General features: G+C 65.4%; 20 protein-coding genes. 9 read left to right on the top strand and 11 right to left on the bottom strand.

Features of this window, described 5'->3' with window-relative positions; translation table 11 throughout:
• Window position 1 precedes the first annotated feature (1 nt).
• The 3 genes from NCS00_RS14955 to NCS00_RS14945 all read left to right on the top strand — a co-directional run bounded on the left by NCS00_RS14955 (window position 2) and on the right by NCS00_RS14945 (window position 1,940).
• The gene (locus NCS00_RS14955; protein ID WP_008353981.1) at window positions 2-823 is read left to right on the top strand and encodes a BPSS1780 family membrane protein; all 822 of its coding nucleotides are present in this window, start codon (window positions 2-4) and stop codon (window positions 821-823) included.
• A 104-nt stretch (window positions 824-927) separates the two neighbouring features.
• A complete protein-coding gene (locus NCS00_RS14950; RefSeq protein WP_033536081.1) occupies window positions 928-1,389 on the top strand; it encodes a MarR family winged helix-turn-helix transcriptional regulator in 462 nt (153 codons plus the stop codon).
• A gap of 131 nt (window positions 1,390-1,520) precedes the next feature.
• Window positions 1,521-1,940: an organic hydroperoxide resistance protein gene (locus NCS00_RS14945; RefSeq protein ID WP_175982510.1), complete on the top strand. Its 420-nt coding sequence runs from the start codon at window positions 1,521-1,523 to the stop codon at window positions 1,938-1,940.
• 70 nt (window positions 1,941-2,010) lie between these two features.
• On the opposite strand, the gene NCS00_RS14940 is transcribed toward NCS00_RS14945, so the two are convergent.
• On the bottom strand, window positions 2,011-2,184 hold the full coding sequence (locus NCS00_RS14940; protein WP_008353986.1) for a DUF3563 family protein: 174 nt from the start codon (window positions 2,182-2,184) through the stop codon (window positions 2,011-2,013).
• 139 nt (window positions 2,185-2,323) lie between these two features.
• The gene (locus NCS00_RS14935; RefSeq protein ID WP_008353987.1) at window positions 2,324-3,484 is read right to left on the bottom strand and encodes an extracellular catalytic domain type 1 short-chain-length polyhydroxyalkanoate depolymerase; all 1,161 of its coding nucleotides are present in this window, start codon (window positions 3,482-3,484) and stop codon (window positions 2,324-2,326) included.
• 331 nt (window positions 3,485-3,815) lie between these two features.
• Here NCS00_RS14935 and NCS00_RS14930 point away from each other — a divergent pair, with 331 nt between their 5' ends.
• Window positions 3,816-4,502, top strand: a complete 687-nt coding sequence (locus tag NCS00_RS14930; protein WP_175982511.1) for a phosphatase PAP2 family protein — start codon at window positions 3,816-3,818, stop codon at window positions 4,500-4,502.
• Between the two features lie 29 nt (window positions 4,503-4,531).
• Here NCS00_RS14930 and NCS00_RS14925 read toward each other — a convergent pair whose 3' ends face one another.
• Window positions 4,532-5,356 (bottom strand): TOBE domain-containing protein, encoded by an 825-nt coding sequence (locus NCS00_RS14925; protein WP_034471893.1) that lies wholly within the window; start codon window positions 5,354-5,356, stop codon window positions 4,532-4,534.
• 38 nt (window positions 5,357-5,394) lie between these two features.
• A complete protein-coding gene (locus NCS00_RS14920) occupies window positions 5,395-6,852 on the bottom strand; it encodes a CHAD domain-containing protein (RefSeq protein ID WP_250440399.1) in 1,458 nt (485 codons plus the stop codon).
• A gap of 182 nt (window positions 6,853-7,034) precedes the next feature.
• Here NCS00_RS14920 and NCS00_RS14915 point away from each other — a divergent pair, with 182 nt between their 5' ends.
• On the top strand, window positions 7,035-8,621 hold the full coding sequence (locus tag NCS00_RS14915; protein WP_250440397.1) for an inorganic phosphate transporter: 1,587 nt from the start codon (window positions 7,035-7,037) through the stop codon (window positions 8,619-8,621).
• 318 nt (window positions 8,622-8,939) lie between these two features.
• The gene (locus NCS00_RS14910) at window positions 8,940-9,098 is read left to right on the top strand and encodes a DUF3309 family protein (protein WP_008353994.1); all 159 of its coding nucleotides are present in this window, start codon (window positions 8,940-8,942) and stop codon (window positions 9,096-9,098) included.
• Window positions 9,099-9,180: 82 nt separating this feature from the next.
• On the opposite strand, the gene NCS00_RS14905 is transcribed toward NCS00_RS14910, so the two are convergent.
• A complete protein-coding gene (locus NCS00_RS14905; protein ID WP_008353995.1) occupies window positions 9,181-9,489 on the bottom strand; it encodes a hypothetical protein in 309 nt (102 codons plus the stop codon).
• A gap of 17 nt (window positions 9,490-9,506) precedes the next feature.
• A complete protein-coding gene (locus NCS00_RS14900) occupies window positions 9,507-9,731 on the bottom strand; it encodes a hypothetical protein (RefSeq protein ID WP_008353996.1) in 225 nt (74 codons plus the stop codon).
• A gap of 276 nt (window positions 9,732-10,007) precedes the next feature.
• Here NCS00_RS14900 and NCS00_RS14895 point away from each other — a divergent pair, with 276 nt between their 5' ends.
• From NCS00_RS14895 to NCS00_RS14885, 3 genes are all read left to right on the top strand, one after another.
• A complete protein-coding gene (locus NCS00_RS14895) occupies window positions 10,008-10,280 on the top strand; it encodes a DUF2866 domain-containing protein (protein ID WP_008353997.1) in 273 nt (90 codons plus the stop codon).
• 93 nt (window positions 10,281-10,373) lie between these two features.
• Complete coding sequence (locus NCS00_RS14890; RefSeq protein WP_008353999.1) at window positions 10,374-10,811, top strand: MbcA/ParS/Xre antitoxin family protein; 438 nt, start codon at window positions 10,374-10,376, stop codon at window positions 10,809-10,811.
• Window positions 10,811-11,542: an RES family NAD+ phosphorylase gene (locus NCS00_RS14885; RefSeq protein ID WP_250440395.1), complete on the top strand. Its 732-nt coding sequence runs from the start codon at window positions 10,811-10,813 to the stop codon at window positions 11,540-11,542. The genes NCS00_RS14890 and NCS00_RS14885 overlap by 1 nt, the downstream gene beginning before the upstream one ends.
• 13 nt (window positions 11,543-11,555) lie before the next feature.
• On the opposite strand, the gene NCS00_RS14880 is transcribed toward NCS00_RS14885, so the two are convergent.
• The 5 genes from NCS00_RS14880 to NCS00_RS14860 all read right to left on the bottom strand — a co-directional run bounded on the left by NCS00_RS14880 (window position 11,556) and on the right by NCS00_RS14860 (window position 17,141).
• On the bottom strand, window positions 11,556-12,884 hold the full coding sequence (locus NCS00_RS14880) for a DNA topoisomerase IB (RefSeq protein WP_250440393.1): 1,329 nt from the start codon (window positions 12,882-12,884) through the stop codon (window positions 11,556-11,558).
• A 73-nt stretch (window positions 12,885-12,957) separates the two neighbouring features.
• Window positions 12,958-13,695, bottom strand: coding sequence for a metallophosphoesterase (locus NCS00_RS14875; RefSeq protein ID WP_250440391.1), 738 nt, complete (start codon window positions 13,693-13,695; stop codon window positions 12,958-12,960).
• 153 nt (window positions 13,696-13,848) lie between these two features.
• The gene (locus tag NCS00_RS14870; protein ID WP_250440390.1) at window positions 13,849-15,057 is read right to left on the bottom strand and encodes a cytochrome c; all 1,209 of its coding nucleotides are present in this window, start codon (window positions 15,055-15,057) and stop codon (window positions 13,849-13,851) included.
• Window positions 15,054-16,649 (bottom strand): GMC family oxidoreductase, encoded by a 1,596-nt coding sequence (locus tag NCS00_RS14865; protein WP_250440388.1) that lies wholly within the window; start codon window positions 16,647-16,649, stop codon window positions 15,054-15,056. The genes NCS00_RS14870 and NCS00_RS14865 overlap by 4 nt, the downstream gene beginning before the upstream one ends.
• 36 nt (window positions 16,650-16,685) lie before the next feature.
• Window positions 16,686-17,141 carry a sugar dehydrogenase complex small subunit gene (locus NCS00_RS14860; RefSeq protein WP_250440385.1) on the bottom strand — a complete coding sequence of 152 codons (456 nt, stop codon included), beginning with the start codon at window positions 17,139-17,141 and terminating at the stop codon, window positions 16,686-16,688.
• Window positions 17,142-17,216 lie beyond the last annotated feature (75 nt).

Genomic DNA, 17,216 nt, shown 5'->3' with positions numbered 1-17,216 from the left:
CATGCGACTGATCGAAGTTCCGGCCAAGACCGGCTACGTGTGGTTCCGTCAGGGCATCTGGCTGTTCCGCCGCAACCCGTTTGCCTTCCTCACGGTGTTCTTCGCGTATCTGTTCGTGATGACGCTGATCTCCCGTGTGCCGCTCGTCGGCCCGTTGCTGCCGCTGCTGTTCATTCCGGGGGTCGCGGTCGGCTTCATGGCGGCGTGCCGCAACACGATCGCGGGCAAGCCCGTCTGGCCGACCATTCTCGTCGACGGATTCCGCTCGTACGGCAGCGTCGTCGCGCGCAGGCTGCTCGCGCTGGGCGCGCTGTACATCGTCGCGATGATGGTCATCTTCATGGCGTCGGCGCTCGTGGATGGCGGCACGCTGCTCAGCATCATGATGGGCGACGGCCCGAGCGGCGATCCGGAAACGGTTGCCGCGAGCTTCAGTCCGCTCGCGGTGCTCGTCGCGATGGCGTGCTATGTCCCGATCGCGATGCTGTTCTGGTTCGCGCCGATCCTCGTCGCGTGGCACGACGTGCCGCCCGCGAAGGCGCTGTTCTTCAGCCTCGTCTCGTGCTGGCGCAATCGCGGCGCGTTCATTTTTTACGGCGTGCTGTGGATCGTGATCGCGCTCGCGGTCTCGTTCGGCCTGACCACGCTGATGCAGGCGCTCGGCGTGGGACAGGAAATGGCGCTCGCGGTGCTGATGCCGGCATCGATCATCGTCACGACCGCGCTGTATTGCTCGTTTTACGCGACTTATCGCGGCTGTTTCGGCGTGCAGTCCCCCGATTCGCCGGACATTCCCGACGCACCGGGCACGCCCAAGGCTTGACCGGATGCCGCGCTCTTCGAACGGGCGCGGCGATGATTCGTGCGCGAAGCATTGCACGTACACTAGCGAGATCGGCCATCCCGGCCTTTCGCCGCGCCTCTGTCATGACCTCGTCAAACGCTTTGCCTGAGTTTCCGCTCGAACTCGATCAGCAGTTGTGCTTCGCGCTCTATTCGACTTCGCTCGCGATGACGAAGGCGTACAAGCCGCTGCTGGAGAAGCTCGGGCTGACGTATCCGCAATACCTGGCGATGCTCGTGCTTTGGGAATCCGACGACCTCACGGTCAAGGAAATCGCCGCGCGTCTCTCGCTCGATTCCGCGACGATGACACCGCTTCTCAAGCGTCTCGAAGCGCAGGGCTATGTCGAGCGCGTGCGCGGCGTGGAAGACGAGCGCCAGGTTCACATCCGACTGACCGACGCCGGCGCCGCGCTGAAACAAGCCGCCCGCGCGATTCCCAGCGAAATCTACTGCGCCTCCGGTTCGGACATCGACGCGATGCTGCGTCTGCGCAACGATCTGGTGCGGCTGCGCGCCTCCCTCGGCGAGTACATCGACGACTGATCCGAACCGATAGCAACACGCTATCGGCCCCATCGTCGAATATTAATTTGCACACTAATTAATAGCGCGATATATTTGCGCCGTGGTGAACGCAACATTGATCTGACTACCGAAACATAAGGAGAGAAACGATGAGCATCCTGTACAAGGCGACGGCAACCAGCACCGGTGGACGCGATGGCCGCGCCATTTCCTCGGACGAGCAATTGAATGTGAAGTTGAGCGCGCCGAAGGAACTGGGCGGAACGGGCGCACCGGGTACGAATCCCGAGCAATTGTTCGCTGCGGGCTATTCCGCCTGCTTTCTCTCAGCGATGAAGTTCGTCGCGGGTCAGCAAAAGCGCGCAGTGCCGGCCGATACAAGCGTAACGGCGGACGTGGGCGTCGGTCCCAACGATGCAGGCGGATTCAAGCTCGATATCGAGCTGCGCGTGTCGCTGCCGGGCCTCGACGCGCCCGACGCTCAGGCATTGGTCGATGCAGCACACAAGGTTTGCCCGTACTCGAACGCGACACGCAACAACGTGGATGTGCGCGTGAAGCTCGTCTGAGACGACGCGAGCGGAAACAAAAATGCCGGCCTAAAAGGCCGGCATGTTCCAGAACCGTCGAAGGCAGAGCTTAGTTGGACATCCACGCCGGGTGACGCGCCGTAGCACGCTGATCCAGCTTCTTCATACGATATTCGAGATCGTAGATGTCCGTGGCTTCGGCGAGATAAGCGTCGTCGCGCGCGCGATCGCGTTCATCGGCGGATTTGGTCAGGAACAGGAAAATGCGGCTGAGCAGGAACATGGTGGGCCTCGCTTGAATACTGGGGTTACTACCTATGAAGCGGATTATAGGGTAATCCCTGATCCAACGCCAGCCCTAATCGCTAGAACGCTGATACTAAAGACTAAATTGCAACACCTGCAACACGGCGCGCCGGGCGTCAGGCGACGTACGCATCGCGCGCGGCCTCGCTCGGACGCCGCTGATGCTTGAAAAACTCCCACATCACCGCTGAAGAATCTGGTCCTTTGGACGAGTGGAAAGCGACGGTATCGTCGCCGCCGGCCCATGAATGGCCCAGGCCGCGCACGATCGACGTCTTCACCACACGTCGGCCGTTCTTGAAATAGTCCGTCACGACACCATCCGGATGCGCTTCCTCGCGCGCCTCGCCCGCGCGGCGATTGCCTGCCGCGTCGATGAAGCCGTTCAGCCGCAGAAACTGCTTGGCGAGCTGCTCCGCGTTCGCGGCCGCGACCACCGAATCCAGTTCTCCGTGCACGATGATCGCCGGCATGCCCGGATAATCGCGAACGTCGACAGCCGCGTCGATGAGCGTGACGGGATCGCTGCGCGCGCCGCGGCGCATGACGTCCATCGCGCCGATGGCCGAACGCGCCTCGCCGAACACCACGCCCGAGTGCAGGCCGACGGCCGCGAACACGTGCGGATAACGCACGGCGAGCAGCGCCGCGAGTCCCGCACCGGCGGACATGCCCGCAAGATAGACGCGCTCCGGATCCAGATCGTGCTGCTCGACCATCGCGTTCACCAGCGAGACGACGGACGCAGCTTCGCCACCGCCGGCGCTACCGGAATCGTCATACCAGCGCCAACAGCGATGCGCGTGATCGTGCTTCGATTGCTCCGGATACAGCACCGCGAATCCGTATCGATCGGCAAGCAGATTGATGCGCGTGCCTTGCGCGAATTCGTCGGCGTTCTGCTTGCAACCGTGCAGCATGACCACGAGCGGAACCGGCTCGGACCCGGCTTTCGGCGGCAGATAGAGCGCGTAGGACATGTGATTGACGAAGCGGCCGCTCGTCGGCGGGGCCGAATGATACGAGCGCGCCCACTTCCCGCGCGCCCACGCCGACGCGCGCGGACGCACACGCGATTCGCGCGGCACGGGACGCGCGCTGGCGCGGGGCGCTGTTGCCGCCTTCGCAGACGCCCCCGATTTCAGTTTCGACTTGACGGTTTTCGCGCGCGCGGGCTTGGCCGCCGCACGGGGCTTGGGTGTGCGGATCGCTTCGACTTGGCCGGCGACCAGGCGTCTCAAGCCGCGCAACCAGAGCTTGGTAAGGCTTTTGGACATTTCGGCTGGGTCCTCCACTTCATGCAATGGGATGGCGCGACGAAAACGCGCGCTGTGTTGTGCATTGCACAATAACATTAAAACGGCTGGATAACCTGCCTTGAGCGCACAGATCTCGGGATGAATTAACAGCAAATCGCGAAGATAGCCAAAATTAGACGATAGTTACGCGATGTAACCGTCAACTCGCGTTAAGCAATGTCGGATAATTCAGTATGTTCCCAAGCGTTATACTGGAGCGAATTTGCGGCAGCGTGTCGAAGCGCCAGCCGCCGGCAGAACGGCCCCCTCGCCGCTGCCGCACTGCAGCAACCCTTATTCCCAGAAACCAATGACCGTAGACCTACCCGTTTCCGCCTGGATCTCCGTGACCGCGCTCGGCAGCGTCGGCGTGATGGGGCCGGTGGCCCTCATCGTCGCCGCATGGCTCGCCGTCGGCTATCGATGGAAATATTCTGTCGCGTGGCTCGCACTGCTCGGCGCGGCGAGCGGCCTCGTCGCGTTGAGCAAGATCGCGTTTATCGGCTGGGGTATCGGCGTGCGCCATCTCGACTTCACCGGCGTCAGCGGACATGCGCTGATGTCCACAGCGGTGCTGCCCGTCGCGATTTTCGTCGCGCTGTTGCCGGCGCGCGGCGCGTGGCGCGCCATCGGCGTCGCGCTCGGTCTGTTGCTGGGCGTATGGGTGGGCGTGTCGCGCGTCGTGCTCGACGCGCATTCGGTATCGGAAGTGGTCGCTGGTTGCGCGCTCGGCGCGGTCGTCGCGCTCGCGTTCGTGTGGTTCACGTGGCGCGCCGAGTCCGGCAGGCTCGCGCCGGCGCCCGTCGCCGCGAGTCTCGCGGCGGTCGTCGTGGCGCTGCACGGCGTGCCCGTGCCGACGCAGCAATGGATCACGGAAATCGCGCTCGGGCTGTCGGGCCATGAGCGTCCGTATGTGCGGGCAAGCTGGAAGTCGAAGAAATTTCGCGCGCCGGAACGCCGCACTGAACTGCCGCAGGACGACCGCGCGGCCGCCTGACGCGGCCGCTGCGTTCACTGCATGATGCCTTAATCGTTCACGCCGATAATCACGCTCGACGCCTTGATCACCGCAACGGCCTTCTGACCTTGCGTCAGGCCGAGCGTGTCCGCGCTCTGGTTCGTGATGATCGCGGTGATGGTCGTGCCGCCGTCGAGCGACAGCGAAACCTCCGCGTTCACCGCGCCCTTCGTCAGACTGGCAACCGTGCCACGCAACTGGTTGCGCGCCGACAGCTTTGCGCCGGTGTCTTCCATCAGCATGACCCACGACGCCTTGATAAGCGCGAACGCATCGCTGCCTTCCTTCAGGCCCAGCGCCTGCGTGCTCTCGTGCGTGACGACCGCGACGATCGTCTGCCCGCCGGGCAAGCCGAGTTCGATTTCGTCGTTCACCGCTCCACGCGTGACCTTCGTCACCTTGCCGGCCAGTTGGTTGCGTGCGCTTGTTTTCATTCCCAATCTTCCGATCAGTTCCCAATCGTGGGCGAAGCCTTCGATGGCCGCGCCCGCCCGTTCCAGAAATTTCCGATGCTCGCGTTCGATCGCGTGATACGTGTCGATGAGACGCAACGCTGACGGCGTGAGCGTTGTGCCGCCGCCGCCCTTGCCGCCCGCCGCGCTGGTCACGAGCGGTTCGCCGGCAAGGTTGTTCATGGTGTCGACGGCGTCCCACGCGCCCTTGTAGCTCATGCCCACGGCCTTCGCCGCGGCGGTGATCGATCCCGTGTCGCGGATCGCGGCCAGAAGCGCAATGCGCGCCGCGCCCCCGAGCGTCTCCGTGCCGCTGCGCAGCCATACGGAGCCACCGAGTTCCAGCGGATCGCGCACCTTCGACGGTGCTGTTTTACTCATCTCTAGCCTCTGTGATCGTGCTGAAACAATGGGACGGATTATATCGATGCCTTCACACGCGGACGGTGCATCGAACGCAGCAGCCGCTCGCCTTCGCGCGCGTCCTTGCGCGCCGACGCCGCACCCCAGGCCCGCGCGAAACCGCGCTGATAATCGGTGGCTTCGGGGAGCGCCGCGAGCCGATCGGCGGCGACGGCTGCATCGTTTGCTTCGCCGAGCACCGTCTGCAATTCGCCGAGCAGCTTCGCCGTGTCGGTACGCGTTCTCCGCGACGTCACCGAGCGGAAGAATTCGAGCGCATATCGCAGGCGCTTGGCATGGATGCGGACGCGATGCCGCTCATGCGCTTCGAGCGACGCGAGATCGGGCGCGCGCGCGATACGCCGGTAGTCCTTGCGGATGCGTTTTTCGGCAAAGCTGACAAAGCGCATCGGCGACTCGTCTTCCTGCGATGAGAACCGCGCGAGCCATTCGACGAACGCGAGCATCAGGCGTGCATGGCGCTTCGACGCCAGCGCGTCGTGCACCTTGTCGCGCGCGACGCGGCGCTTCACGTCCGCAGCGGCGATGACCGGCTGCCAGCGCGCGGCGTCGTCGTCCGATTCGGCGTAGGCAGGCAGCGTCCTGTCGGTGAAGACGTCCCAGTCGCGTGCATCGGCGAGCAGGTCGCCGAACCACTTCAGATCGGGCGCGATGCGCGCATTCCACGTGTCGTCGATATCGTCGCGAAAGAGCTTCAGCAGCGTCTTCAGCCGACGCTGCGCGACGCGCAACTGATGCACGTGCTCGTCGCCCAGACCCGCGCGCGACGCGGCCGCGTTGCCGAACCACTGCCCCGCCACCGACGCCGCGATGGCGACGAACGCTTCGCGGCGCGTCGCCGTGCGCGGCAGGTCGAGTTTCGCGGCATGCACAGGTTCCGCTTGCGATGCGTGCTCGTCGTCCGGCGCGATGAAAAACGGCGCGGCGTCGATCACCTCGCCCGCGAGCCCGAAGGCGGCGTCCAGCGCGCCGTTCACCGCGGGCGCCGCGAGCCGCAAGATCGGCGGTTCCCCTTCCGAAGTTTCGAGCGACGCGAGAATGTCCGCGCCGCCGGCATCGACGCGCCATTCGATGCGTTCGATCTCGCGCCCGGCTTCCGAGTCCGCCGCCATATCCCGATGCGCGTTCGCGAGCGGCTCGGCGAGCGCGTCGTCGGCATGCGCGAATTCGACCAGCGACGCCGCCAGATCCTCACCCGCGGGCCGCGCGAAAGTCCGATAGCGCGTGAAGCCGGGCATCGGCACGCTCTCTTTTTGCACGGCGCACAGCGTGCGCGCGCCCTCGAGCGTTTCGATCGACAACCGCCATCGCGGCGTTTTCAGCGGAATCTCGCGCGTCGTGAAGCGCGTCCGGACGGGTTCCGCGCCCGCGATTGCGGCCACGCGATGCAGCGCGTCCTCGGCTCCATCGTCCGATCGATGCGCGTGCAGCGTCACCTCGATCCACATCGTCATGAAGTCTCCCCGGGCGATCTGACGCCGCCCGTCAATTCATACGAAATGGCTGCCGTTTCCCGATTCATGAAATCGACACACGCGCCGGGAAACATGCCCATTTGAGCTTCTGAAACGCTTCTCGTCTGCTTTTTCACCTTTCCGATACGACCTCGCGCAGGACCAGCCCCAAGGACGCGTTCATGAACCAGATTGCCTTTCCTCAATCCCAGACGGGCCGCACGCTCGGACAACGCCTCGCGCTACTGCTCTTTCTGCTCGCCATCGGCGCGGGCGCGGTGTACTGCGTCCTGCATCTGCTCGAAGATCTCGCGCCGGTGCGCGAATCGTCGGCGTTTCCATACATTCTGCTCGGCGTCGCGCTCCTGATTGCGCTCGGCTTCGAATTCGTCAACGGTTTTCATGACACGGCGAATGCTGTCGCCACTGTAATTTACACGCACTCGTTGACGCCAAACTTAGCGGTAGTCTGGTCGGGAGCATGGAATTTCATCGGCGTGTTGATTTCGAGCGGCGCGGTCGCGTTCGGCATCCTGCAATTGCTGCCGGTGGAACTGATCATCGGCGTCGGCAGTTCGCAGGGCTTCGCGATGGTCTTCGCGCTCCTCATCGCGGCGATCATCTGGAATCTCGGCACCTGGGCGCTCGGCCTGCCGTCGTCGAGTTCGCATACGCTGATCGGCTCGGTGATCGGCGTCGGCCTCATGAACCAGATGTTGCACGGCACGAACGGCACGTCGGGCGTCGACTGGAGCCAGGCGATGTCCGTCGGCAAGTCGCTGCTGTTTTCGCCGCTCGTCGGCTTCATCCTCGCGGGTTTTCTGCTTTACGTGCTGAAGCTCGTCGTGCGCGTGCCCGCGCTCTACAAAGAGCCGGAGAAGAACACGCCGCCGCCGTTCTGGATCCGCTGTCTGCTGATCCTGACATGCACGGGCGTGTCGTTCGCGCACGGCTCGAACGATGGCCAGAAAGGCATGGGCCTCATCATGCTGATCCTGATCGGCACCGTGCCGACCGCCTACGCGCTGAACAAGGCCGTGACGGCGAGCGAAACGCAGACGTTCGTCGCGGTGAGCCGCAGCGCATCGGACGTATTGCAGCGCTACAGCAACGGCGCTCCGCCCGCCGCCGACGCGCGCGCGCAGGTCGAGAAATACGTGCAGACGAAGACGCTCGCGCCGGACACGATCGCGTCGCTGAAGCGCGTCGTCGACTCGATCGAAGCGCAGATCCGCCCGAGCCACACGATGGCCGAAGTGCCGCAGGGCAACGTCCGCAACGTGCGCAACGAGATGTACATCGCGTCGGAGGCGCTGCGCATCATGGAGAAGCAGAAAGCGCCCGCCTTTTCCAAGGACGACGACGCCGTGCTCGGCAACTACAAGAAGCAGCTCGACCACGCGACGAAGTTCATCCCGACGTGGGTGAAGGTCGCCGTCGCCGTCGCGCTCGGATTGGGCACGATGGTCGGGTGGAAGCGGATCGTCGTGACGGTCGGCGAGCGCATCGGCAAGACGCATCTGACGTACGGACAAGGCGCGTCGGCGGAACTCGTCGCGATGCTGACCATCGGCGCCGCCGATGTCTACGGCTTGCCCGTCAGCACGACGCACGTGCTGTCGTCGGGCGTCGCGGGCACGATGGCCGCGAACGGCTCCGGCCTGCAATGGCGCACCGTGCGCAGCCTCGCGCTCGCGTGGATCCTGACGCTGCCGGTTTCGATCGCGCTCGCGGGCCTGCTGTTCTGGGCGTTCCGCGGCCTATTCTGAGCGGATCGCTTGCGTAAAAAGCGGCGCGCGAAGGCTTTCGCGCGCCGTGCAAGTTTTGCCCGTCCCGCCTCGTTTCGCCTCTCCTTTTCGACATTCGTCTGCGCTGGCGCACATTCGCTCACTGCCCGCAATGCCTGATGCCGCGGGCTTTCGTCGCTACTGGCACGGCCATTGCTCGTATGCAGTCGTCGATCGCAAGACTGATCGTGCCGGCGGCCACGAACCGCCGCTCCTTCGGCGCATGACTGTCGATGACAGTTGGGAGGCTGCGCCGGACGCCGATCCGTCACGCGATCATTTGAATAAGGAGAAGTCGAAATGACGATCGGAACCATACTGCTGATCATCCTGATCCTGCTCTTGATCGGCGCCATTCCTTCCTGGCCGCACAGCCGCAGTTGGGGCTACGGGCCGAGCGGGATCGTCGGCGTCGTGCTGATCGTAGTGATCGTTCTGTTGCTGATGGGTCGGTTGTGACATCGCGCGGCTGCTGTTGGCCGCGCAAGAAAAAAGGGGCGCTCCCGGCGGGACGCCCCTTTTTGTCGATTGCGGCCGCGGTCTAGACGCGCATCACCTGGCCGTTCGGCTCGATCTTGCGCGGGATGACCGGCTCGCTCTGCTTCGGCGACGATGCCTTCGAACGCGGCGTGACCGGCGCCTGTTCGATAGCGGCTTTATCGGCGACCTGCTTCACGGACGTGGCGCTCTTGTGCTTCTTTTTGGCTGCCGTCTGCGGCGCCGCGTGCGTCTTGCTCTTGCCCTTGACGGACTGTGCTTCGGGAGGATTCCAGACTTCCGTGTAGCGCTCGGCCGCAAAAAGCGACGACGAGCCGATCAGAAGAACGACGATCAGGAATACGCGCTTCAAGTGATTCGCTCCAACGGTTAGTGGCCCGCTCTGCGCGAGAGGATGGCGTCGAGCGTCTGCTCGGATGTTTCCAGCTCGAGCAACGCGGCGTCGAGACGCTCGATCGAGCGCGCGACGGAGCGCCCGTCCCGCTCGAAATCCGGCTCGCCGCGCGTGGCGTCGAACGCCGCGTTGACCGCGCGCGTCGCGCGCATGAAACGTTCGAGCGCAGCGGCTTCGAGCGGATCGTTGCGTGGGTTCATCGGCGAGCTCCTGTTGCGGACAAGCTGTACGAATATACAGTAAGCCGACGCCGCGGCAAACAGGCGGCGCGCGTCGTGGCGAAAATGCCGAAGCGCCTCTTGACCGGCGCATGCATCGGCCTTCGGCGGCGTGCAGCGGCGTTTTGCCGCGCATCGATGCGGCGTCGCGCGCGATTAAGTCCCTCTTAATTCTGCGCCGACACACTCGTCTCGCGATCCGGCTCCGTTGCCGCCGTCCGCACCGGACGGCCGAGCCATCACCGTGAGGAACGTGCCATGCCAGCCAACACCGCCGCGCGCCGCAGCTTCGCCAATCTCGCTCCGACGATGCGCAAACAATACGCGCTCACCCTGCGCGAATGCCGTCTTTCCCTGCCGGTCGAGCCGCCGTGGGGCGCGCCTTACCGAATGGTCGAATGGGCGTCGAAGACCGACCAGCGCGTGCAGCGACGCGTCTTTCCCGCCGACTGCACGCCGTCGCAAATCGCCGATGCGCTCAAATCCCACGTACCGGGCCGCCGCTACGGCCCGACCGACGACGAAGACTGATCCGGCGCTTCGAGTCAAAAAGCGCATAGCGGGCTTGCATTAATCCAAATGTGGACTAATATTATCGCAAAGTTCCTTTGGAGACTTAACGACATGCCCAACGCCGCACGCGCCGAACATGCGTCGGCCGGCCGTCCGGTGCCGCGTCCGGCGCTGGATTCGGGTGATCTATCCGCTGCCGGTCTACGCGCCTTCTTCAATATCGCCCGCGACTGGGCGCTATCCGCCGAGGAGCAGATCACGCTGCTCGGCTCGCCGGGGCGCTCCACCTATTTCAAATGGAAGCAGGACCCCGAATCCGCCCGCCTCGCTCGCGACACGCTCGAGCGCCTTTCGCTGATTCTCGGCATCTACAAGGCGCTGCAAATCCTTCTCCCCGATCCGAAAGCCGCCGATACCTGGATCCGCCGCCCCAATGCCGCGCCGCCGTTCGGCGGGCGTCCGGCGCTCGATCGGCTGCTGGCGGGCAATATCAGCGATCTCGTTGCCGTGCGCCAATATCTCGACGCGATGCGGGGCGGCTGGGCGTGATGGGAATTGCATTCAGCAAGGACACACCGAACTGGCGCGAACAGTGGCCGCACAGTCTGCTCGACTGGTCGCCGGCGTATCGCGTGATTCCCACGCGCTTTCCTGCCGTCAATCTCTTCGATCGCGTGGCGTCGCCGCAGGATTTCGAAGCGCTCTACGCACTGGAGGCGATGACCAACGACCGCCTGCGCACCGAAATCGGCGAACTCGATCTCGTGCCCGCGGAAGAGCGCTGTTTCGGGCCGGGCTGCGGGCCGATCATGGCGGCGTTCACGCATCTGAACCCGAGCGGCAGCCGCTTCTCGGACGGCAGCTACGGCGTGTTTTACTGCGGCCGCGAGCGGCAGACGGCGATCGCGGAAACGCGCTATCACTCCGGGCTTTTTCTCGCCGCGACGAACGAAGCGCCGACGCGCCAGCAGATGCGTCTCTACACAGTGCGCGCGCACGGCGATGTCGTCGATCTGCGCGGCGACGCGATCGCGCGAACGGGCCTCGATCCGCGCATCCTCGCGCCGGACGACTACGGCCCGGGCAAGGCGCTCGGACGCGCGGTGCGGGCGGCCGGTGCGCCGGGGATCGTGTATCCCTCGGTGCGCGATCCGCAGGGCGAATGCCTCGCCGCCCTGCGCACGACGATGCTGCGCGACTGCCGGCACGCGGCGTATCTCGAATACAACTGGAACGGCGAGGCGATCGACTACGTGTTCGAGCTGAATCAGGTCGGCTGAACGGGCAAACGTTTCACCTTCCCGAGCCGATCGCCACAGCCGTTTCGGTGCGCGTGCGCGAGAGCTTCTTCGACGCCGGGCGCGCCGCCTTTCTCGCCGCTTTCTTGCCGACCTGCTCGAGCGCCTGCGACGCCGCGTTCTTGCCGCTCGATTTCAGCGCACCCGCGCGCGCCTTGCGGCTCGATTCGCCGAGCAGCCGGGTCAGGCGCGCGTCGCCTGGCGTCGCGCCTTTGCGGTTTTTGCGCGCCGCCTCGCGCGTGCGGCGTTTCGCTTCCTTTTCGAGGAAGATCGCGAGCGCGGCTTCATCGGTCTTGAGACCGTGACGGCGCGACGCGGGCATCGATTCGGCGAGCTCGCCGGCTTCGAACGCCTCGATCACGGCCGGATGCACATAGCATTTGCGGCACACGGCGGGCGTATTGCGCAGCAGTTGCGCGACTTCCTTCACCGTGCCGACGACATGCTTGCGCGCCTCGGTCACCGTCTCCCATTTCAGCTTTCTCAGCGCCGCGAGCGCGAACACGCTGCCCGCCCACGTCCGGTAATCCTTCGCCGTGAAATCCGCGCCGGTGATCTCGCGCAGATATTCGTTGATGTCGGATGAAGAGACCGAATGGCGCTCGCCGTCCTCATCGAGATACTGGAAGAGATCCTGCCCCGGCAGATCCATGCAGCGCTTGACGATGCGCGCGACCCGCGCGTCGCTCACGGCGACATCGTGCTCGATGCCGCTCTTGCCGCGAAACTTGAACCGCAACGTTCCCGCCGACACTTTCAGATGCCGCTTTCTCAACGTCGTCAGGCCGTACGAGCGGTTTTCGCGCGCGTATTCCTCGCTGCCGACGCGGATCAGCGTCGTATCGAGCAGACGCACCACGGTCGCGAGCACCTTGTCGCGCGGCATGCCGTCGAGCGCCAGATCGCGCGTAACCCGCGAGCGCAGTTTCGGCAGCACCGCCGAAAACGCGAGCATGCGTTCGTACTTGTTCGCGTCGCGCGTTTCGCGCCATTGCGGGTGATAGCGATATTGCTTGCGACCGCGCGCATCGCGTCCGGTCGCCTGGAGATGGCCGCGCGAGTCGGGGCAAATCCACACATCGGTGTAAGCGGGCGGAATCGCGAGCGCGTTGATGCGGCGAATCTCGGCTTCGTCGTCGATGCGCTTGCCCTGCGTGTTGAAGTACGCGAACGCGCCGTCGATCCATTCGCGCGTATAGCCGCGCCGCGAATCGTCCACGTAGCGCAGGCCGGGCGGCAAATCATCCGGGCAGCCCTGCACGTCGGCCGTCAGGCGGTCGCCGGCGCCGCCGCCTGTCTCGTTGTTCGTTCCGATTTTCGCCACCGCGCGCCTCGCCTGATTGGTCTTCTATCGATGGCGAAGATTCGAGCAACGTGCGTGCCGCGTTGCACCGGAGTCACGGCAGCGCGAGTTCGCGCGCGCCTTCGGACGACGCCCAGCGCTCTTTTACGGACCAGCGCTCGTCGGTGCCGGCCTGCACGATCGTGAGCCGGCCTTCGGGCGCGAACGCGCACGTATCGATGTAAATCTGCGAGCCGATCTGCTTCACCGCGCGCGTCGGCGTATGGCCGCAGTAAGTGGGCGACAGGCCGAATTGCAGCCCGGGGTCCGCGTGACCGAGCGCAAGGCTGCGGCCCCAAAGGATCTGCCCGCGGACGTCTTCGTGATAGTCGCCGGCATCGAGTTCGGCGTCGTTGCCGAAGAACTCCGCGTGCAGCACGTTGAAGCGCCGCTCGCCCTCGCCGACGATCCGCACGAGCGGCAGCGTCGAGAGCCGCGCGGCGAGCGCGGCAAGCTGATCGTCGGGGACGGTTTCAGCCCACGCGCCGCCGATCGCGTACCACGACTGACGGCGCATCGCGCCGGTCGCGACCGCGATCAGCGCATCCTCGTGATTGCCGAGCACGGGATAAAACCACGGCTTGTCGATGAGATCGATGGCCGCGAGCGAATCCGTGCCGCGATCGACCAGATCGCCGACGGAGAACAGCCTGTCCCGCGCGCCGTCGAAACCGATTTCGTTCAGAAGATAACGCAGCGCATCGACGCAGCCGTGCAGATCCCCGACCACGAAATCGCGGCCGAGATCATTGGCGGGATGCCTGCAGACGATAGGATAGGTAGGACCATTCATGCGCCGATGATAGCGCTCGTCAATGACGCCGTGTGCGGGGTGGATCGCTTTTGCAAGCAATACGCAAGCCGCGCGCACACTCGTTACAGCGGCGTTACCGGGGCGCGTCCGGTCGACGTAAAAAGTGCTGTTCCCGACCTTTTTGCAACGCAGTTATTGCCCGATGACGCGAAGCCGCGCGACGGCTTTCGCATCGATCGACGCGCGTGGATCGCCGAATTGACGCGTCACGAAGTTGCTCAGAACGGCGATCTGCTCGTCGGTGAATTGCGCGTCGAATGCGGGCATCAGCGCGTGCGCATCGCGGGTCTTGCGATTCACGCCGCGCAGGATCACGAGAACCAGATTGCTCGCCGCCGCCGCGCCGCCATCACGCGCGAGCGGCGGAAACGGCTTGCTGCCCTCGCCTGTCGCGCCATGGCAACTGGCGCACGCGGCGACGTAAAGACGCGCGCCTTCCGAATCGATCGATGTCGTGTCCGCCCGCGCCGGGTCGCTCACGCGCGCGTCTTTCGCCGCGACGGGCGGCACGGCGCGCAGATACACGATCATCGAACGCAGATCCGCGGGCGTCAGATGCTGCGTGCCAGTCGCGACGACTTCGGCCATCGGTCCGAGCGCATAGGCACGGCCGGGCGCGGCGCCCGTCGACAGAAAGCGCAGCAGTTCGTCGTCGCGCCACGCGCCGATGCCCGCGACGCGATCCGGCGTCAGATTGCCCGCCTGCCATCCCGCGACCGTCGCCCCGGCAAGCCGCTTGCTCCCCATCAGCCCGCCGATGCGGTTGCGCGGCGTGTGGCACTCACCGCAATGCCCGAGCCCTTCGACGAGATACGCGCCGCGATTCCACTCCGCGCTCTTCGACGGATCGGGCACGAAGCGCCGCGGCGAAAACTCGAGAAGATTCCACAGCGCCATGAGCCAGCGCTGATCGAACGGAAACGCGAGCGTGTTGCGCGGCGTCGCGGACCGCACGGGCGGCACGGTCGCGAGATAGGCGCGCATCGCGAGCAGATCGGCGTCGGAAAGCAGCGTGTACGACGTGTACGGAAACGCGGGATAAAGCCGCTCGCCGTTCCTGCCGATGCCCTCGCGCATCGCGCGGATGAACTGCGCGTCGGTCCATGCGCCGATGCCCGTTTCGCGATCGCTCGTGATGTTCGGCGCGAACACGTCGCCGAACGGCGTCGGGATCGGCCTGCCGCCCGCGAACGGCCGCGCGGATTCCGAGCGGGCGGTATGGCAGCTCATGCAGCCGCCCGCGCGCACGAGATATTCGCCTTGCTCGACTCTGGTTTGCGCTTGGGCGGCGCCGGACGCGCACGCCAGCAGAACGATCAGGCACGCGAGCCGCGCCTTCATCGCAGGGACGCCTCGATCGTGCCGGCGAGCCGCAGCGACAACGCCGCGATCGTCAGCGTGCAGTTGACGGAGCCGCCCGCGGGCATCACCGCGCTCCCGGCGATGAACAGGTTCGGATGATCGTGCGCGCGGCATTCGTCATCGACGACGGAATCGTTCGGATCGCGGCCCATGATCGCCGTGCCCATGATGTGGCTGCTCGCGCCGAGCGAATCGTCGTGCTCGATTTCCGTGCCCTCGAAAATCCCGGCGATGCGCGCGAACTGCGCGTGCGTGTCGGCGGCGCTCTTGCGCACGTAATCGTCGATCGAATACGCGATTTCCGGGCGCGGCAAGCCGAGCGCGTCCTTTTGCGCCGACAGCATCACGCGATTTTCGCTCGACGGCAGTTGCTCGTGAAAGCTGCCGAACGTGAGCCTGCGCGCGCATTGCTCGCGGATCTGCCGGTCGAGCTCGCCGCCGGTCAGCCCTTTATCCAGCAGATTCCGGGTGACGGCGAGCGTCGGCGCCGCGTTCGACAGATGCAGCTTCTTCGCCGCCTGCTGCGCGCGAAACGGCCCGTCGCGGAAATCGACGATCGACGACATCTCCACTGGCCCGCGTCCCGGCCACAGCGCCTCGTTGGCGAGAAAGCTGACGCTCGCGGCGGGATGATCCATCAGATTGCGCCCGACCTGATCCGAGCCGTTGCCGATGCCCTTCGGAAACCGCGCGGACGTCGACATCAGAAGCAGCTTGGGCGTCTCGATGCCGTTCGCCGCGATGACGAAGCGCCTGCCGGTCACGCGCGTCGAGAGGCCGTTCGGGTCCTTGCAATGGATCGCGACGATCTCGCCGCGATCGTTCGCCTCGATGCGATACGCGACCGCCTGCGCGACGAGCGCCGCGCCCGCGCGTTCGGCCTTGTCGGCGTGCGACGCTGCGTGATACAGCGCGCCGATCGGACAAATCGGCATGCAATTGTTGTTGCCGCAGCACGCGGGGCGCGCGTCGTACGGACGGCTGTTGCGCGCCATCGGCTCGGGCACCACGCGATACGACTGCGCGCCGAGCACCTCGGCGACGCGCCGGTCCATCCACGAGAGCGGCAGCGCGTCCATCGGATAAGGTGTCGAGCGCGGCGAGCCGAGATCGATGTCCGGTCCCGCGACGCCGAGATCGGCTTCGGCCTGCCCGTACCACGGTTCGAGCGTCTCGTAGGGAAACGGCCAGTCGCGCCCGACGCCGTACAGCGTTTTCACGCGAAAGTCAGAAGGCAAAAGGCGCCACGCCGCGCCGGCCCAATGCCACGTCGTCCCGCCGACGAGCCGCAGATATTGCGGCTGGTACGGCGTCGCGCCGCGATCGACGAGATAGGCGCCGGGATTCATCGGCTCGGGGCGCGGCGCGTGACGCACGAGCGGATACGGCGCGCAGAGATCGCGCTTGTCGGCGGCGCGGCGAAAGTTCTCGACGATCTGCCAGCGCGCAAGACGCGGCCCGGCTTCGAGCAGAATCACCGACGCGCCCGCTTTCGCCAGCCGGTACGCGACGAGACTGCCCGCCACGCCCGAGCCGACGACCACGACGTCCGCCGAAGTGGAACCCGCCATGCGCGTGCCCTTGTCTTGAATGGCGATGCGCGGCGCTCAGGGCTTCTTCGCCCAGTCGGCCGGCTCGCCGCGGCAGTATGAGGGAACCGTGAGCATGTCGCCGACGGGATCGAACATCAGTGCGCGTTCGTACGCAACGACTTCGACATGCGGCGGCTCGCCGACGACGCCGAGATACCACGCGCGCATCACGCTGCCGACCGTCTTCGCAAGCTCGGGACGCGTGGCTTCGAGCGCGGCGGTGATGATGTCGGTGGGCGTGCCGCCGTGCGTCGCGATCCACTTGTCGAGCGCGGCGATCTTCGCGGCGAAGTCCGCATCGTGCCGGGCAAGCGCCGCGTGCACGCGTTCGGCGAGAAGCGGATCGAAGTGCGTGCGGCCGGTGAGTTTCATCGACACGGCGAGAAACGCGCCGATTCCGCTCGCGGGCGGTTCCTGAGCGCGCGCCGGCACGAGCAGCGCGCACGCGCCCGCCATGATTCCCCTTCGCATCGCAAACGACGTCATCTCTGGCACTCAGCTTGTTGAAAGGCGATCGGGCAATAATCGCAGCGTCGGGCGATGCCT

Origin of the sequence: Caballeronia sp. AZ1_KS37 (assembly GCF_023631165.1) — a bacterium.
Lineage (GTDB): Bacteria > Pseudomonadota > Gammaproteobacteria > Burkholderiales > Burkholderiaceae > Caballeronia > Caballeronia zhejiangensis.
The sequence above is the reverse complement of the archived record's forward strand: the minus strand, read 5'-3'. Positions and strand labels throughout refer to the sequence as shown.

Coding starts and splice junctions, on each gene's coding strand:
- NCS00_RS14865 (WP_250440388.1), bottom strand. CDS start 16,649: ATGGCGGGTTCCACTTCGGCGGACGTCGTGGTCGTCGGCTCGGGCGTG.
- NCS00_RS14955 (WP_008353981.1), top strand. CDS start 2: ATGCGACTGATCGAAGTTCCGGCCAAGACCGGCTACGTGTGGTTCCGT.
- NCS00_RS14920 (WP_250440399.1), bottom strand. CDS start 6,852: ATGACGATGTGGATCGAGGTGACGCTGCACGCGCATCGATCGGACGAT.
- NCS00_RS14900 (WP_008353996.1), bottom strand. CDS start 9,731: ATGAACCCACGCAACGATCCGCTCGAAGCCGCTGCGCTCGAACGTTTC.
- NCS00_RS14925 (WP_034471893.1), bottom strand. CDS start 5,356: ATGAGTAAAACAGCACCGTCGAAGGTGCGCGATCCGCTGGAACTCGGT.
- NCS00_RS14950 (WP_033536081.1), top strand. CDS start 928: ATGACCTCGTCAAACGCTTTGCCTGAGTTTCCGCTCGAACTCGATCAG.
- NCS00_RS14910 (WP_008353994.1), top strand. CDS start 8,940: ATGACGATCGGAACCATACTGCTGATCATCCTGATCCTGCTCTTGATC.
- NCS00_RS14945 (WP_175982510.1), top strand. CDS start 1,521: ATGAGCATCCTGTACAAGGCGACGGCAACCAGCACCGGTGGACGCGAT.
- NCS00_RS14930 (WP_175982511.1), top strand. CDS start 3,816: ATGACCGTAGACCTACCCGTTTCCGCCTGGATCTCCGTGACCGCGCTC.
- NCS00_RS14940 (WP_008353986.1), bottom strand. CDS start 2,184: ATGTTCCTGCTCAGCCGCATTTTCCTGTTCCTGACCAAATCCGCCGAT.
- NCS00_RS14935 (WP_008353987.1), bottom strand. CDS start 3,484: ATGTCCAAAAGCCTTACCAAGCTCTGGTTGCGCGGCTTGAGACGCCTG.
- NCS00_RS14890 (WP_008353999.1), top strand. CDS start 10,374: ATGCCCAACGCCGCACGCGCCGAACATGCGTCGGCCGGCCGTCCGGTG.
- NCS00_RS14895 (WP_008353997.1), top strand. CDS start 10,008: ATGCCAGCCAACACCGCCGCGCGCCGCAGCTTCGCCAATCTCGCTCCG.
- NCS00_RS14875 (WP_250440391.1), bottom strand. CDS start 13,695: ATGAATGGTCCTACCTATCCTATCGTCTGCAGGCATCCCGCCAATGAT.
- NCS00_RS14870 (WP_250440390.1), bottom strand. CDS start 15,057: ATGAAGGCGCGGCTCGCGTGCCTGATCGTTCTGCTGGCGTGCGCGTCC.
- NCS00_RS14915 (WP_250440397.1), top strand. CDS start 7,035: ATGAACCAGATTGCCTTTCCTCAATCCCAGACGGGCCGCACGCTCGGA.
- NCS00_RS14860 (WP_250440385.1), bottom strand. CDS start 17,141: ATGCGAAGGGGAATCATGGCGGGCGCGTGCGCGCTGCTCGTGCCGGCG.
- NCS00_RS14885 (WP_250440395.1), top strand. CDS start 10,811: ATGGGAATTGCATTCAGCAAGGACACACCGAACTGGCGCGAACAGTGG.